The sequence below is a fragment of the Pimelobacter sp. 30-1 genome (assembly GCF_018831735.1).
In the GTDB taxonomy this organism is placed as follows: Bacteria; Actinomycetota; Actinomycetes; order Propionibacteriales; family Nocardioidaceae; genus Nocardioides.
The window spans coordinates 284,287-299,271 of record NZ_NHTS01000010.1 but is presented as its reverse complement, the minus strand read 5'-3'; the positions used below and the strand labels follow the sequence as shown (position 1 = coordinate 299,271).

10 protein-coding genes are annotated in these 14,985 nt (G+C 74.5%); 7 read left to right on the top strand and 3 right to left on the bottom strand.

The window, feature by feature from the left end; genetic code table 11:
• Positions 1 to 47: 47 nt before the first annotated feature.
• Positions 48 to 290 (top strand): hypothetical protein, encoded by a 243-nt coding sequence (locus tag CCO04_RS23140; protein WP_215816512.1) that lies wholly within the window; start codon positions 48 to 50, stop codon positions 288 to 290.
• A gap of 11 nt (positions 291 to 301) precedes the next feature.
• Here CCO04_RS23140 and CCO04_RS23135 read toward each other — a convergent pair whose 3' ends face one another.
• Together CCO04_RS23135 and CCO04_RS23125 are read right to left on the bottom strand one after the other, a co-directional pair.
• Positions 302 to 1,198 (bottom strand): alpha-ketoglutarate-dependent dioxygenase AlkB, encoded by an 897-nt coding sequence (locus tag CCO04_RS23135; protein WP_308281471.1) that lies wholly within the window; start codon positions 1,196 to 1,198, stop codon positions 302 to 304.
• Positions 1,199 to 1,201: 3 nt separating this feature from the next.
• Positions 1,202 to 1,726, bottom strand: a complete 525-nt coding sequence (locus tag CCO04_RS23125) for a methylated-DNA--[protein]-cysteine S-methyltransferase (RefSeq protein ID WP_215816511.1) — start codon at positions 1,724 to 1,726, stop codon at positions 1,202 to 1,204.
• Between the two features lie 143 nt (positions 1,727 to 1,869).
• Between CCO04_RS23125 and CCO04_RS23120 the strand changes: the two genes are divergently transcribed.
• The 5 genes from CCO04_RS23120 (at position 1,870) to CCO04_RS23100 (ending at position 12,617) form a co-directional block, all read left to right on the top strand.
• The gene (locus CCO04_RS23120; RefSeq protein ID WP_215816510.1) at positions 1,870 to 7,362 is read left to right on the top strand and encodes a carboxyl transferase domain-containing protein; all 5,493 of its coding nucleotides are present in this window, start codon (positions 1,870 to 1,872) and stop codon (positions 7,360 to 7,362) included.
• Between the two features lie 95 nt (positions 7,363 to 7,457).
• On the top strand, positions 7,458 to 9,470 hold the full coding sequence (locus tag CCO04_RS23115) for a thioredoxin domain-containing protein (protein WP_252373722.1): 2,013 nt from the start codon (positions 7,458 to 7,460) through the stop codon (positions 9,468 to 9,470).
• Positions 9,467 to 10,216, top strand: a complete 750-nt coding sequence (locus tag CCO04_RS23110) for a matrixin family metalloprotease (protein ID WP_215816509.1) — start codon at positions 9,467 to 9,469, stop codon at positions 10,214 to 10,216. Before CCO04_RS23115 ends, CCO04_RS23110 begins: the two co-directional genes overlap by 4 nt.
• On the top strand, positions 10,213 to 11,094 hold the full coding sequence (locus CCO04_RS23105; RefSeq protein ID WP_215816508.1) for a DUF1353 domain-containing protein: 882 nt from the start codon (positions 10,213 to 10,215) through the stop codon (positions 11,092 to 11,094). The genes CCO04_RS23110 and CCO04_RS23105 overlap by 4 nt, the downstream gene beginning before the upstream one ends.
• A 26-nt stretch (positions 11,095 to 11,120) precedes the next feature.
• On the top strand, positions 11,121 to 12,617 hold the full coding sequence (locus CCO04_RS23100) for an aldehyde dehydrogenase family protein (protein ID WP_215816507.1): 1,497 nt from the start codon (positions 11,121 to 11,123) through the stop codon (positions 12,615 to 12,617).
• Here the strand turns inward: CCO04_RS23100 and CCO04_RS23095 are convergent.
• Positions 12,574 to 13,509, bottom strand: coding sequence for a DMT family transporter (locus CCO04_RS23095; RefSeq protein ID WP_215816506.1), 936 nt, complete (start codon positions 13,507 to 13,509; stop codon positions 12,574 to 12,576). The two genes, CCO04_RS23100 and CCO04_RS23095, sit on opposite strands and share 44 nt — an antisense overlap.
• On the opposite strand from CCO04_RS23095, the gene CCO04_RS23090 reads away from it, so the two are divergent.
• Positions 13,508 to 14,926 carry a PLP-dependent aminotransferase family protein gene (locus CCO04_RS23090; RefSeq protein WP_215816505.1) on the top strand — a complete coding sequence of 473 codons (1,419 nt, stop codon included), beginning with the start codon at positions 13,508 to 13,510 and terminating at the stop codon, positions 14,924 to 14,926. The genes CCO04_RS23095 and CCO04_RS23090 overlap by 2 nt on opposite strands.
• Positions 14,927 to 14,985: the final 59 nt, after the last annotated feature.

Sequence of the window (14,985 nt, the reverse complement as noted above, 5' to 3'; positions counted from 1 at the left end):
CCGGCCGGCACCCTTGCCCTGCTCGGCCGTGCGGCCGACACTGAGGCATGGAGCGGATCCGGTTCCTGGTGGACCGCATCACCGAGCGCGAGGCCTACTGGGCCGAGGTGCGCGAGGGCGACCCTGACCTGGCGGGTCTGGTCGAGCAGCAGCTCGACCTCTGCGCGCGCGATCGCCGTGCGCTCGACCACGCGGACCCGCTCCGTCCCTCGCGGGCCGTCGAGCTGATGCTGCTGGGCTACAGCTCCCATCCGGACTTCCGGCGGGACTGGCATCCGCTCTACGCCTGAGCGGAACCAGGTCAGCCGGGGAGCCCGGTGACGCGCAGGGTGATGTTGATCCGGCCGTGCTCGAGCCCGCAGCCCTCGGGCGCGGTGCCGGGATGGATCCGGGGGACGCCGTGGTGGGCGAGACGTGCGGGGCCGCCGAACACGAAGAGGTCTCCGGAGCGGAGCCGGAGGTCGTCGTACGGCCGGCCGCGGTGCTCGGTGTTGCCGAACCGGAAGGTGCAGTCGTCGCCGATCGAGAACGACACGACGGGCGCGGGGGAGTGCTCGTCCTTGTCCTGGTGCATGCCGAGCCGGGCCGTGGCGTCGTAGAAGTTCACCAGGGCGGCGTCGGGCCGGTACCGGGCGGCCTCGGATGGCGACCACCCGGCGTCGGCGAGGGCTCGCCGTCCGAGATCGGCGAGCCAGTCGGGCAGCGGGAGGACCCGGGCGTCGTTGACGTCGTCGGCCGTGCGCGAGTACCGGTACGGCTGCCAGTGCCAGCCCAGGCACACGGTGCGCACCGACATCTCGTGGCCGCGGACCTTGGCCGCCCGGATCGGCACCGGCCCGGCCGCCCACCGGTGAAAGTGTGCGACGAGCCGCGCCTGCGCCGGGAGGTCGAGCCACCCCGGTACGTGGACGGCCCCCGGCGCGACCTCGACCCGTCGGTCGCGGCGCTGCTTCCAGACCAGGTAGCGGTCGGGGCAGCACGCGCCGCACGGTCGGTACCCGGCGGCGACGGCCGTGTCCTCGTCGGCGAAGAAGACGCGGTGGGCGACGTAGCCACCGCGCGCGATGGCGAGCAGCGCGGTGGGACAGTCGAGGCGGCCGTAGATGCGGCTGCGGCGGTGCCCGCCCCACGAGCCCGGGACGGACGACGGGTAGGGGCGGCCGTCGGGGCCGAGCAGGGTGTACGTCGCGGTGGGCACGGGTCAGAAGAGCCGGCCCGCGACGCGCGCGTCCTGCTCCTCGAGCGCGAGCAGGGCCTGCTTGCGGCGCAGCCCGCCGGCGTACCCGGTGAGGGAGCCGTTCGCCCCGATCACCCGGTGGCACGGCACGATCACGCACAGCGGGTTCGCGCCGACGGCCTGACCGACCTGCCACGCGAGGGAGCGGTCGCCGAGCCGCGCGGCGATCTCGCCGTACGTCGTGGTGGTGCCGCGCGGGACCAGCCCCAGCAGCGCCCAGACCCGCTGCTGGAAGCCATCGCCCGCGGCCGCCAGCGGCAGCTCGAACGCGAGCCGCCGGCCGCCGAGGTAGTCGACGAGCTGGGTCGCGGCCTCGCCCAGCAGCAGGTCCTCCGCCACGGGTACGGGGGTCCCGAGGTCCGCGGCGGCGGGCCGGCGCCGGTGGCTGCGGAAGTACAGCCCGCTGACCGCGTCGCCGTCCGGGCCGCGGGTGGCGATGAGGGTGATCGGGCCGAGGTCGGTGTCCACGACCGTGTGTCGGGTCTCCATGGGCGTCTCCTTGCTCTCAGCAGGTAGACGCCCGGCGCGGCCGGAACGTGAGGTCCGTGAGTTGAGGGTCAACAACCAATCCTCGTCAACGCTGTGGGATCTCCACTGGAGCCGGGCCCGCTCCGGATGGAAGGGTCGGGAGCGTGCCTCAGGTCTCGCGGATCGCCATCGTCAACCGCGGCGAAGCCGCCATGCGTCTCATCCACGCCGTCCGGGACATCAACGCCCGGCACACGTCCGGGAGCGAGCAGATCCGGACGATCGCGCTCCACACGGACGTCGACGCGGGCTCGGCCTTCGTGCGGGAGGCCGACGAGGCGTACCTGCTGGGGGCGGCCGCCGACCGGCCCTACCTCGACCTCGCGGTCCTGGAGCGTGCGCTGGTCGCGAGCGGCGCGGACGCGGCCTGGGTCGGGTGGGGCTTCGTCGCCGAGGACCCGGCGTTCGCCGAGCTGTGCGCGCGACTGGACGTGACGTTCATCGGCCCCAGCGCCGAGGCGATGCGCAAGCTCGGCGACAAGATCGGCTCCAAGCTGATCGCCGAGGAGGTCGGCGTACCGGTGGCGCCGTGGAGCCGCGGTGGGGTCGACAGCCTGGCTGCGGCGCTGGCCAGCGCGGACGAGGTCGGCTACCCGCTGATGCTCAAGGCCACCGCCGGCGGCGGCGGGCGGGGCATCCGCAAGGTTACCTCGGCCGAGGAGCTGACCGACGCCTACCAGCGCACCCGGGACGAGGCCGAGCGTGCCTTCGGCAGCGGTGTCGTCTTCCTGGAGAAGCTCGTCACCGACGCGCGCCACGTCGAGGTCCAGGTGATCGCCGACGGTCAGGGCACCGCCTGGGCGATCGGTGTGCGCGACTGCTCCGTGCAGCGCCGCAACCAGAAGGTCATCGAGGAGTCGGCGTCCCCGCTGCTCGAGGACGCGCAGACCCAGGACCTCAAGGCGTCCGCGGAGCGGCTCGCCAACGCCGTCGGGTACGCCGGCGCGGGCACCGTGGAGTTCCTCTACCACCCCGGCACGCGCACCTTCGCGTTCCTCGAGGTCAACACCCGTCTCCAGGTCGAGCACCCGATCACCGAGGAGGTGACCGGCACCGACCTGGTCGCCCTCCAGATCCAGGTCGCGCGCGGCATTCCGCTTGCGGGGGAGCGCCCGGCCGAGCGCGGTCACGCCGTCGAGGCTCGGCTCAACGCCGAGGACCCGGACCGCGACTTCGCGCCCGCCCCGGGCCGGATCAGCCGGCTCGAGCTGCCCGTCGGGCCCGGCATCCGGGTCGACACCGGTGTCGCCGAGGGCGACGTCATCCCGGCCGACTTCGACTCGATGATCGCCAAGGTCATCGCGTGGGGCGCCGACCGCGAGCAGGCGCTCGCCCGGCTGCGGCGGGCGATGGGGGAGACCACCGTCGTCATCGACGGCGGCGCCACCAACAAGAGCTTCATCCTCGACCTGCTCGACCAGTCCGAGGTCACCGTCGGTACGCCGGCCTGGGCCGACACCGGCTGGATCGACCGGGTCCGTGGCGAGGGCCGGCTGCAGTCGGCCCGGCACTCGGGCGTGGCGCTCGTCGCCGCCGCGATCGAGGCGTACGACGAGGAGGAGGGCGCCGAGATCGCGCGGTTCCTCCAGTCCGCGCAGGGCGGCCGCCCGCAGGTCCAGCACGACCCGTCGCGCACGATCGAGCTCAAGCTGCGCGGGGCGACGTACGCGCTGACCGTGCGGCAGACGGGCCGCGCCCAGTACGACGTGACCGTCGCCGGCGGCGGTGCCGAGCGCACCGTGACCGCGGTCCTCGACCGGATCGACGACGTGCACGGCCGCCTCACCGTCGACGGCCACCGCTACCGCCTGGTGACCGCGACCCACGGCACGGTCCACCTCGTCGAGGTCGACGACGTGATGCACCGGGTCAGCCGCGACGAGGGCGGCATGGTCCGCTCGCCCGCGCCGGCCCTCGTGGTCGCCACTCCGGTCGCGGTCGGCGACGAGGTCGCCGCCGGGCAGCCCGTGCTCGTGCTCGAGTCGATGAAGATGGAGACCGTGCTCCCCGCGCCGTTCGCCGGCCGGATCAAGGAGCTGCTGGTCCGGGTCGGCGGCCAGGTCGAGACCGGTGCGCCGCTGGTGCGCCTGGACCCGACCAGCGACGCCGACGAGGTGGGCGCACCCGCCGCCGGCGCCGGTACGGCGAGCGCCGACCTCGACCTGCCGACCTCGCGTCGGGCCGGCGTGGCCACCGACAGCCTCGGCGCCCTCGCCGGCCAGCTGCTGGGCTACGACATCGCGCCCGACCAGCGCGGCACCCTGCTCGCCGGTCACCTCGCCACCCGCGAGCCGAGCGCGCTGCGCGCCGAGATGGACCTGCTCGAGCTCTTCGCCGACGTCGCCGAGCTGAGCCGCAACCGGCCCGCCGGCGACGAGGCCCACACCGAGCTCCGGGTGCACAGCTCGCGGGAGCACTTCCACACCTACCTGCGCAGCCTCGACCCCGACCGCGGGGCGCTCCCGGACCACTTCCGCGACAAGCTGTCCCGGGCGCTCGCGCACTACGGCATCACCGACCTCGAGCGCACGCCCGAGCTCGAGCGGGCGGTGTTCCGCATCTTCCTGGCCCAGCAGCACCCCTCGGACGTCGACATCGCGGTCGGCGTCCTGCAGCGCTGGCTGAGCACCCCGCCGCCGCTCCCGGCCGACGAGCAGGCCGAGGCCCGGGCGCTGCTGGAGCGCCTGGTGCGCGCCACCCAGCTCCGGTTCGCGGTGGTCGGCGACCTGGCCCGCTCGGTCCGGTTCGCCTGGTTCGACCAGCCGCTCGTCGACGACGCGCGGCGGGCGGTGCTCGACGGCGTGGCCGCCGAGGTCGCCGCCCTCGCCGACGACTCCGCTCCGGACCGAGATGCCCGGATCGCCGCCCTCACCGCGATCCCGGAGCAGCTCGTCGGCTTCCTCCGTGACCGCCTCGCCGACGGCCTGCCGGAGCGCGAGCCGCTGCTGGAGGTGCTGATCCGGCGCCACTACCTCGAGTACGACCTGCACGACCTGACCGTCACGAGCGCCGGCGGCCGGCCGGTCGTGCACGCCGAGTACGCCACCGACGACAAGGGCGCCACCCGCGTCGTCTCCACCGTCGGCGACGTCACCGAGCTGGCCGACCCGACCGGGGCGCTCGGCGCCGCGATCGCCGGCGCGCTCACCGCCGACCACGACGACGTCGTCGAGATCTACCTGCGCTGGCCCGACGCGCCCGCCGACCCGGACCGGGCCTCGGCCGAGGTCGCCGCGATGCTCGCCGGCCAGGACTTCGCCGCGCGCGCCCGCCGCGTCTCGGTCGCGGTCTGCCCGGCCGCGCCCCAGCCCGTGGACTACTTCACGTTCCGTCCCGAGGGCGGTGCGCTCGTCGAGGACACCCTGGTCCGCGGCATGCACCCGATGGTCGGCCGGCGGCTCAACCTGGGGCGTCTCGCGGAGTTCGACGTCACCCGGCTCCCCGCGCCCGACGACGTGCTCCTCTACGAGTGCGTGGCCCGCACCAACCCGGCCGACCGGCGCCTGGTCGCGGCCGCGCAGGTGCGCCAGCTGGCCGTCGTACGCGATGACGAGGGGCGGGTGATCGCGCTCCCGCACGCCGAGCGCGCGGTCGAGAACTGCCTCGAGGCGATCCGCCGGGTCCGTACGGCGCGCGGCCGTGCGGGCACCCAGCTCGACGTCAACCACGTCTGGGTGACGGTGTGGCCGGTGGTCGAGGCCGACCTCGACCAGCTCACCGCGCTGCAGGGCAAGATCACCCCGCTCAGCGAGGGCGCCGGGATCGAGGAGGTGCTCGCCGAGGGCCGGGTCGCCGGACCCGACGGCACCACCACCCCGCTGGCCATCCGCTTCCACGCCAAGCCGGGCGCCGGGGTCGTCGCCGACATCGTCGCGCCGCCCACCGAGCCGCTGGCCCCCCTCGACGAGTACGCCGGCAAGGTGCTCCGCGCCCGCCGCCGGGGCCTGGTCTACCCCTACGAGCTCCAGCAGGTCCTGGCCGGCGGCGGCACCGTCGTCGAGCACGACCTCGACGACACCGGCGTCCTCGTGCCCGTCGACCGGGCGCCCGGCCACAACAAGGCCGGCATCATCGTCGCCGTCGTCTCCACCCCGACGCCGCTGCACCCCGAGGGCGTCACCCGCGTCGTGCTCTGCGGTGACCCGCTGATGTCCCTCGGCGCGCTGTCGGAGCCCGAGTGCGCCCGCGTGATCGCGGCCATCGACCTCGCCGAGAGCCTCGGCGTCCCGGTCGAGTGGTTCGCCGTCTCCGCCGGTGCCCGGATCTCGATGGAGAGCGGCACCGAGAACATGGACTGGGTGGCCGCCGCGCTGCGCCGGATCGTGCACTTCACCCAGGACGGCGGCGAGATCAACATCGTCGTCGCGGGCATCAACGTCGGTGCCCAGCCGTACTGGAACGCCGAGGCGACGATGCTGATGCACACCAAAGGCATCCTCGTGATGACCCCGGACAGCGCGATGGTGCTCACCGGCAAGCAGTCCCTCGACTTCTCCGGTGGGGTCTCGGCCGAGGACAACCACGGCATCGGCGGCTACGACCGCGTGATGGGCCCCAACGGCCAGGCTCAGTACTGGGTGCCCGACCTGGCCGGTGCGTTCGGCGTGCTGATGGCGCACTACGACCACACCTACGTCGCCCCCAGCGAGTCCGGGCCGCGGCGCGCGCCGTCCACCGACCCGGTCCAGCGCGACGTGACGTCGTACCCGCACCCGGGTACGGACTTCGCGACCGTCGGCGAGATCTTCTCGCCCGACCACAACCCGGACCGCAAGAAGCCCTTCGACATCCGCACCGTGATGCGGGCCCTGGCCGACGCCGACCACGAGATGCTCGAGCGCTGGGCCGGCATGGCCGACGCCGACACCGCCGTCGTCGTCGACACCCGCATCGGCGGCTACCCGGTCAGCCTCGTCGGCATCGAGTCCAAGCCGGTGCCCCGCGCGGGCTTCCCTCCCACCGACGGCCCCGACACCTACACCGCGGGCACCCTGTTCCCGCGGTCGTCGAAGAAGGTCGCCCGCGCCATCAACGCCGCCTCCGGCAACCGGCCGCTCGTCGTACTGGCGAACCTGTCGGGCTTCGACGGCTCCCCGGAGTCGATGCGCAACCTCCAGCTGGAGTACGGCGCCGAGATCGGCCGCGCGATCGTCAACTTCGACGGCCCGATCGTGTTCTGCGTGATCTCCCGCTACCACGGCGGCGCGTTCGTGGTGTTCTCCAAGCAGCTCAACCCGTCGATGACCGTCCTCGCCATCGAGGGCTCCTACGCCTCGGTCCTCGGCGGCGCCCCCGCGGCCGCCGTCGTCTTCGCCGCCGAGGTCGCCAAGCGCGCCGCCGCCGACCCCAAGGTCGCCGAGCTCCAGGAGCGCATCGACCACGCCGACGACGGCGAGCGCGGCGCCCTCGTCGTCGAGCTCGCCGAGCTCCGGGCACAGCTGCGGGCCGACAAGATCGCCGAGGTCGCCGCCGAGTTCGACGGCGTCCACGACATCCACCGCGCCGTCGAGGTCGGCTCGGTCGACGAGGTGATCGCGGCACGCGACCTGCGGCCCAAGGTGGTCGGTGCGATCGAGCGGGGGCTCGCGGGCCGCTAGGGCTGCGGGACCTGTCGGCTGCGCCGAGCCCGAGGACTCCGCAGCCCCCTAGGCTGGGACCATTCCGCGCGCACGCGTGATTGCCTCCGCCACCGATGAAGGTCGAGACCATGGTCAACCGCCTGGCGAACGCCACGTCCCCCTACCTCCTCCAGCACGCCGACAACCCCGTCGACTGGTGGGAGTGGGGCCCGGAGGCCTTCGCCGAGGCCCGGCGCCGCAACGTCCCGATCCTGCTGAGTGTCGGGTACGCCGCCTGCCACTGGTGCCACGTCATGGCCCACGAGTCGTTCGAGGACGAGGCGACGGCGGCCTACCTCAAGGAGCACTACGTGAGCGTCAAGGTGGACCGTGAGGAGCGGCCGGACGTCGATGCGGTCTACATGCAGGCGACGACGGCGATGACCGGTCAGGGTGGGTGGCCGATGACGGTGGTGATGGATCACGAGGGGGCGCCGTTCTTCGCGGCGACCTACCTGCCGGACCAGCCGCGGCACGGGTCGCCGTCGTTCACGCAGGTGCTGCGGGCGTTGAGTGATGCGTGGGTGACCAAGGGGGACGACGTGCGGGCGACGGCGGGCAAGGTGGCCGCGCACCTGCGGGACGAGGCGGCGCTGCCGGCGTACGCGTTGACGGGGGACCGGATCGACGGGGCGGTCGCCACCCTCGCCCAGGAGTACGACGCGATGGCCGGCGGCTTCGGCAACGCCCCCAAGTTCCCGCCGACGATGGTCCTCGAGTTCCTCCGCCGGTACGACGGCCAGGCCTGCCAGGAGGCCCGGCACATGCTCGCGCGGACGGTCGCGGCGATGGCCGGCAGCGGCATGTACGACCAGGTGGGCGGCGGGTTCGCGCGCTATGCGGTGGACCGGGCGTGGGTGGTGCCGCACTTCGAGAAGATGCTCTACGACAACGCCCAGCTGCTGGGTCTCTACGCGCGGCTCGGGACCGAGCAGGGTGACCGGGTGGCGGGGGAGACGGCGGACTTCCTGCTCCGCGAGCTGCGCACGGCCGAGGGCGGGTTCGCCTCGGCGCTCGACGCGGACAGCCCGGCCGAGCCGGGCGGGCACGCCGAGGAGGGGCTGTTCTACGCCTGGACGCCGGACCAGCTCGTCGCGGTCCTCGGGCCGGACGACGGCGCGTGGGCGGCGGAGCTCTTCCAGGTCACCAGCGAGGGCACGTTCGAGGACGGCATGTCGACCCTCCAGCTGCGCCACTTCCCGGAGGACCCGGCCGAGCGGGCGCGGCTCGTGGCGATCCGTACCCGGCTCCGCGAGGCCCGCGAGGCCCGTCCTCGGCCGGCCCGCGACGACAAGGTCGTCGCGGGCTGGAACGGCCTGGCGATCAGTGGGCTGCTCGACGCGGCGCGGCGGCTGGGGCGCGAGGACCTGCGCCAGGCGGCGGTCGAGGCGGGTGAGCTGCTCGTCCGGCTCCACCTGCGCGACGGTGGCCGGCTGCTCCGGGTCTCGCGCGACGGTGTCGCGGGCGCCCATGCCGGAGTGCTGGAGGACTACGGGTGCGTGGCGTCGGGCTTCCTGGCACTCGCCCAGGCGACGGCCGACCCCCGCTGGCTGCGGCACGCGACGGCGCTGATCGACAGCGCCCTGGCGGGGTTCGCCGCGCCCGACGGCGGCTTCTACGACACCCGGGACGATGCCGAGGTGCTCGTGACCCGGCCGCGCGACCCCGGCGACAACGCGTCGCCGAGCGGGTTCAGCGCGCTCGTGCACGCGCTGGTCGAGGCGCACGCCCTGACCGGCGAGGGCCGCTACCGCGATGCCGCGGAGCGGGCGCTCGCGACGGCGGCCGTACTCGCCGACAAGGCGCCGCGGTTCGCCGGGTGGTCGCTGGCCGCCGCGACGACGATGCTCGACGGACCGCTCGAGGTCGCCGTCGTCGGACCGGCCGGACCGGCGCGCGACGCCCTCGAGCTGAAGGCCCTCGCCCTGCCCGGCGCCGTCGTCGTGGCCACCACCGAGGCCACCGCCGCGAGCGGCCAGATCCCCCTCCTCGCCGGCCGTACGACGCTCGACGGCCTCCCCGCGGCCTACGTCTGCCGCGGCTTCGTCTGCGAGCGCCCGGTCACCGACCCCGCGGGCATCGGATGAGCGAGCGCTGGCGCTCCGGCGCCGTCCTCCTGCTGAGCGCGGTGATCTTCGTCGTGATCCTGCTGCTCGGCCCGGGCAGCGAGCTCGACGCGCTACGCCGTGTGGTCGGGATCGGCGGCGACCGGCTCGGCGACCCGGCGGACGTCGAGAAGGGCGGCACGTACGCCTTCCTCCAGCACCAGCGCGGCAGCAAGGACGAGCCGGTCACCTGGGACCCGTGCCGCGAGATCCGCTACGAGATCAACCCCGACCAGGCCCCCGGCAGCGACGACGACGCGGTCGCGTTCGTCAAGGAGGGCATCGCCGAGGTCGCCGGCATCACCGGCCTCCGGTTCACGTACGACGGCACGACCGACCGCCGTCCCGACACCGAGGGCAGCGTCCGGTTCGGCCGCCACGAGCCGGTCCTCATCGCCTGGGCGACCGACGACGAGGTCGACGAGCTGTCCGGCGACGTGGCCGGTGTCGGCGGGGCGACGGCCCAGTCGGGCGACGGCACCGAGTGGCGCTGGTACGTCACCGGCGGGGTCACCCTCGACGCGGACTCCTTCGACGACCTGGAGGACCGCCGCGACGGCGAGGACTTCCAGCGCGCGATCCTGCTCCACGAGCTCGGTCACCTGGTCGGCCTCGACCACGTCGACTCCGACCGCGAGCTGATGAACCCCGACGGCAGCGGGCTGCGCGACTTCGCGACCGGCGACCTCAACGGGCTGGTCCGGCTGGGGCAGGGCGACTGCCGGTGAGCCCCTGGTCGGCGCTCACCCCGGAACCCGAGCGGTTCCACGACGAGGGGTCCGCCGATCCGCCGCGGGTGGTGCTGGAGCGGGTCGAGTCCGGGGACGTGCACCGGCGCACCGAGAGCTTCCGGATGCTGCACCGGATCGCCTACCGCGACCGCGAGTACGGCGACCTGCTGGTCCCCGCCGACCCCGGCACGTTCGAGACCGACCTGACCTCGGTCCCGACGATCTTCACCTGGCTGGTGCCCCGGACCGGGCGGCACCTGCCGCCGGCGCTGCTCCACGACGGTCTCGTGCACGGCCGGCACGAGCCGCCGACGTACCTCTCGGTCGAGGGCCACGTGCTCGACCGGGTCGCGGCGGACCGGGTGTTCCGGGCGGCGATGCGCGACACCGACACCGGGCCGGTGCGCAGCTGGCTGGTCTGGTCCGCGGTCACCCTCGGCACGATCTGGTCCGGTTCCGCGGCGTGGTCGCCCGCGCGGCACCTCCGTTACCGCGCCGCGGCCGGCATGAGCCTGCTCGTGGTCGCGGTGCTGGGGGTGCTGGCCACGCTCGACCTGTTCGACGTGGTCGACGTCGTGCCGTGGATGGGGGACCGGCCGTTCGCGGCCGAGCTCGTCGGCGGCCTGGCCGGCGCGGTCGTCGTACCGCTGCTGCTGGGGCTGACCTGGGGCCGGTTCGCGATCGCGGGCGTGGTCGGCGGGATCGCGCTGGCGGTCCTGCTCCACGTCACGGTGGCGCTGGCGCTCATCACGCTGGCCTACCAGGGCGCCGAGTGGGTCGCCCGGCGCCGCCCGGTGGCGGCCGTCGCGATCGCCGCCGTTGTGGTGAGTGCCCACGTGGTGCTCGTCATCTTGTTCGTCGGCCCATTCCGCTGAAGGTGACCGGCGAGTAAGTTCGAGGCGTGACCAGCACCGACGCCGCGCCGGCCGCTCCCGCCGCGCAGACCTTCACCTCGCTCGACCCGGCCACCGGTGCCGTGGTCGGCACCCACCCGATCCACGACGCGGAGGCCGTCCGGGCCGCCGTCGCCCGCGCCCGCGCCGAGGCGCCCCGCTGGCAGGCCCTCGGGTACGACGGCCGCAAGCGGGCGCTCGTGCGCTGGCGCAAGCTCATCGCCCGCCGCATGGACGAGCTCGCCGCGCTCATGTCCCGCGAGACCGGCAAGCCCACCGGCGACGCGCTCCTCGAGACCGCGCTCGCCGTCGACCACCTGGCCTGGGCCGCGAGTCATGCCGAGAAGGTGCTCAAGCGGCGCAGCGTCGCGCCGGGCCTGCTCATGGTCAACCAGGCCGCGAGCGTGGAGTACCGCCCGCTCGGTGTCGTCGGCGTGATCGGCCCCTGGAACTACCCCGTCTTCACCCCGATGGGCTCCATCGCCTACGCCCTCGCGGCCGGCAACACCGTCGTCTTCAAGCCCTCGGAGTACACCCCCGGCGTCGGCGAGTGGCTGGCCCGCACCTTCCAGGAGGCCGTGGGCAGCCCGGTCTTCCAGGTCGTCACCGGGTACGGCGAGACGGGCGCCGCGCTGACCGCGGCCGGCGTCGACAAGGTCGCCTTCACCGGCTCCACCGCGACCGGCAAGCGCGTGATGGCGGCCTGCGCCGAGACGCTCACCCCGGTCGTCATCGAGGCGGGCGGCAAGGACGCGCTCATCGTCGCCGAGGACGCCGACGTGGCCGAGGCCGCCGAGGCCGCGCTCTGGGGCGCCGCCGCCAACGCCGGCCAGACCTGCGCCGGCGTCGAGCGGGTCTACGTCCACGACCGCGTCTACGACGAGTTCCTCGACCACCTGGTCCGCCAGGCCCAGGAGCTGGAGGCCAAGCCCGGCGGCCAGGTCGGCCCGATCACGATGCCCTCGCAGGTCGACATCATCCGCCGCCACGTCGACGACGCGCTGGCCCGCGGCGGCCGTGCGCTGGTCGGCGGTCCGGTGCCCGAGGGCGCCCGCTTCGTCCAGCCGACCGTGCTGGTCGACGTCCCCGAGGACTCCTCGGCGGTGCAGGAGGAGACCTTCGGGCCCACCGTCACCGTGACCCGGGTCAAGGACATGGACGAGGCCGTCGCGCGGGCCAACGGCACCCGCTACGCGCTCGGCTCGACGGTCTTCTCCAAGGACCACGGCATGGAGATCGCCGAGCGGCTGCGCGCCGGGATGACCGCGATCAACGGCGTCATCTCGTTCGCGGGCATTCCGACGCTGCCCTTCGGCGGGGTGGGCGACTCCGGCTTCGGGCGGATCCACGGCCCCGACGGCCTGCGCGAGTTCACCTACCCCCACGCCATCGCCCGCCAGCGGTTCAAGCCGGCGATCGCGCTGACGACCTTCCGCCGCACGGCCAAGGAGGAGAAGCAGCTCACGAAGGTCGTGCGGGGACTCTACGGCCGCGGGAAGAAGTAGCCCGCCCGGCGCAGGCGATCACCGTCAGCCCGCCGGCGACGGTGAGCCAGGTGATCGTCTCGCCGAGGAGCAGGCCGGCCCAGGTGATGCTGAGCACCGGCTGGACGAGCTGGACCTGGCTGACCTGCGCCATCGGCCCGAGCGCGAGCCCGCGGTACCAGGCGATGAAGCCGAGGAACATGCTGATCGCCGCGAGGTAGCCGAAGCACAGCCAGGCCACCGGCGGTGCCGACGGCGGCTGGCGGACGACGCTGACCGTGGTCAGCAGCGCCATCACCGGCGCCGACAGCACGAGCGCCCACGAGATCGTCTGCCACGAGCCGAGCTCGCGGGACAGGACGCCGCCCTCGGCGTACCCGGTGGCGCAGGCGATCACGCCGGTGAACAGCAGCAGGTCCGCGCGGTGCAGGTGGCTCACGCCGCCGCTCTGGGCGACGGCGAAGCCGACGGCGGCGGCCGAGCCGAGGCCGGCGTACAGCCAGAAGGCGGGGACGGGCCGCTCCCGCGTCCGCAGCACCGCGATCACCGCGGTGGCCGCCGGCAGGACGGCGATCACCACGGCGCCGTGGCTGGCCGGCACCTCCGTCAGCGCGTACGACGTGAGGAGGGGGAACCCCGCGACGACGCCGGCCCCGACGACGGCGAGCCGGCCCCACTGGGCGCCGCGGGGGAGCCGTTGGCCGCTGAGCGCGAGCGCGGTCCCGGCGAGCGCCGCGGCGACCACCGCGCGGCCCGCGCCGATGAAGAGCGGGTCGAGGTCGCGCAGCGCGACCCGGGTGAGCGGGACGGTGAACGAGAAGGCCAGCACCCCGAGGAGCCCCCAGGCGAGACCGGCCGGGACCGTCGATAGCAGGTGCCGACGGGAGACGATAGCGCTACTCTGTGCTGACATGAACAACGATAGCAGTGCGCGGATCGTCGCCGCGCTGCGCGCCTGGATCCGGGACGCGCCCGAAGGTGCCCAGCTGCCGTCGACCCGCGCGCTGGTCCAGCAGCACGAGGCGAGCCCGGTCACCGTGCAGAAGGCGCTGCGCCGCCTGGTCGCCGAGGGCCTCGTGGAGAGCCGGCCGGGGGTGGGCACCTTCGTCCGCGCGGTGCGGCCCACCCGGGGGCCCGACTTCGGTTGGCAGACCGCCGCGCTGCGCACCCCGCGCGCCAACCTGCCGCGGATCGCCGGTCCGCTGCTCACCGCGCCGCCGGACGCCCAGGTGCTCCACGCGGGCTACCCCGGACCCGAGCTGCTGCCCGAGCGGCTCGTGCGCACCGCGCTGGGCCGGGCCGCCCGCGGCGCCGCCGCGACGGCCCGACCGCCGGCTCAGGGCATGAGCGAGCTGCGGGCGTGGTTCGCCGCCGAGCTGGCCGACGCGACCCCCGCCCACCTGGGCGCGGTGACCCCGGCCGATGTCGTCATCGCGCCGGGCAGCCAGAGCGCGCTCTCGTCGATCTTCCGCGCGCTGGTCGCGCCGGGCCAGTCGCTGCTGGTGGAGTCCCCGACCTACTGGGGCGCGATCCAGGCGGCCCACCAGGCGGGCGTCGAGCTGGTGCCGGTCCCCGTCTCCGACGACGGCGCCGGCCCCGACCCGGCCGAGGTCGACCGGTCGTTCCGCGAGACCGGCGCCCGCGCCTTCTACGCCCAGCCCAACTACGCCAACCCCACCGGCGCCCAGTGGAGCGTCGAGCGCGCCGACGAGGTGCTCACCGTCGTCCGCGCCCACGGCGCCTTCCTCGTCGACGACGACTGGGCCCACGACTTCGGCATCGACACCACCTCGCGCCCGGTCGCCGCCCGCGACGACGCCGGCCACGTCGTCTACCTGCGCTCCCTGACCAAGAGCGTCTCGCCGGCCCTGCGGGTCGCCGCCGTCATCGCCCGCGGCCCGGCCCGCGACCGGATCCTCGGCGACCGCTCGGCCGAGTCGATGTACGTCAGCGGACTGCTCCAGCAGGCCGCCCTCGAGGTGGTCAGCGACCCCGCCTGGCGCACCCACCTGCGCCGGCTGCGCGCCCAGCTGCGGGAGCGCCGCGACCTGCTGGTCGAGAGCCTGCACGAGCACGCCCCGTCGGTCGCGCTGGACGTCGTACCGCCGGGCGGGCTGCACCTGTGGGCACGGCTGCCGGGCGGCACCGACGTCGAGCGGCTGGTCCGCGACTGCGCGGCCGACGGGGTGTGGGTGGCCGGCGGTGACGAGTGGTTCCCGGCGGAGCCGTCGGCGCCGTACCTGCGGCTGTCGTACATCGGGCCGGACCCGGGGGGCTACCCGGCCGCCGTACGGGTGCTGGAGGGGGCGCTCGGACGGCAACGGGGCTAGCCGGGGTTTGCCCTCGCGCGTCGGCGGGCAGGTGGCGGAGCGCCGTCAACGAACCTGGG

Bases quoted from the DNA above. Each gene is read 5' to 3' on its own strand.
- CCO04_RS23090 (WP_215816505.1), top strand. From the start codon at position 13,508: ATGAACAACGATAGCAGTGCGCGGATCGTCGCCGCGCTGCGCGCCTGG.
- CCO04_RS23115 (WP_252373722.1), top strand. From the start codon at position 7,458: ATGAAGGTCGAGACCATGGTCAACCGCCTGGCGAACGCCACGTCCCCC.
- CCO04_RS23140 (WP_215816512.1), top strand. From the start codon at position 48: ATGGAGCGGATCCGGTTCCTGGTGGACCGCATCACCGAGCGCGAGGCC.
- CCO04_RS23095 (WP_215816506.1), bottom strand. From the start codon at position 13,509: ATGTCAGCACAGAGTAGCGCTATCGTCTCCCGTCGGCACCTGCTATCG.
- CCO04_RS23110 (WP_215816509.1), top strand. From the start codon at position 9,467: ATGAGCGAGCGCTGGCGCTCCGGCGCCGTCCTCCTGCTGAGCGCGGTG.
- CCO04_RS23125 (WP_215816511.1), bottom strand. From the start codon at position 1,726: ATGGAGACCCGACACACGGTCGTGGACACCGACCTCGGCCCGATCACC.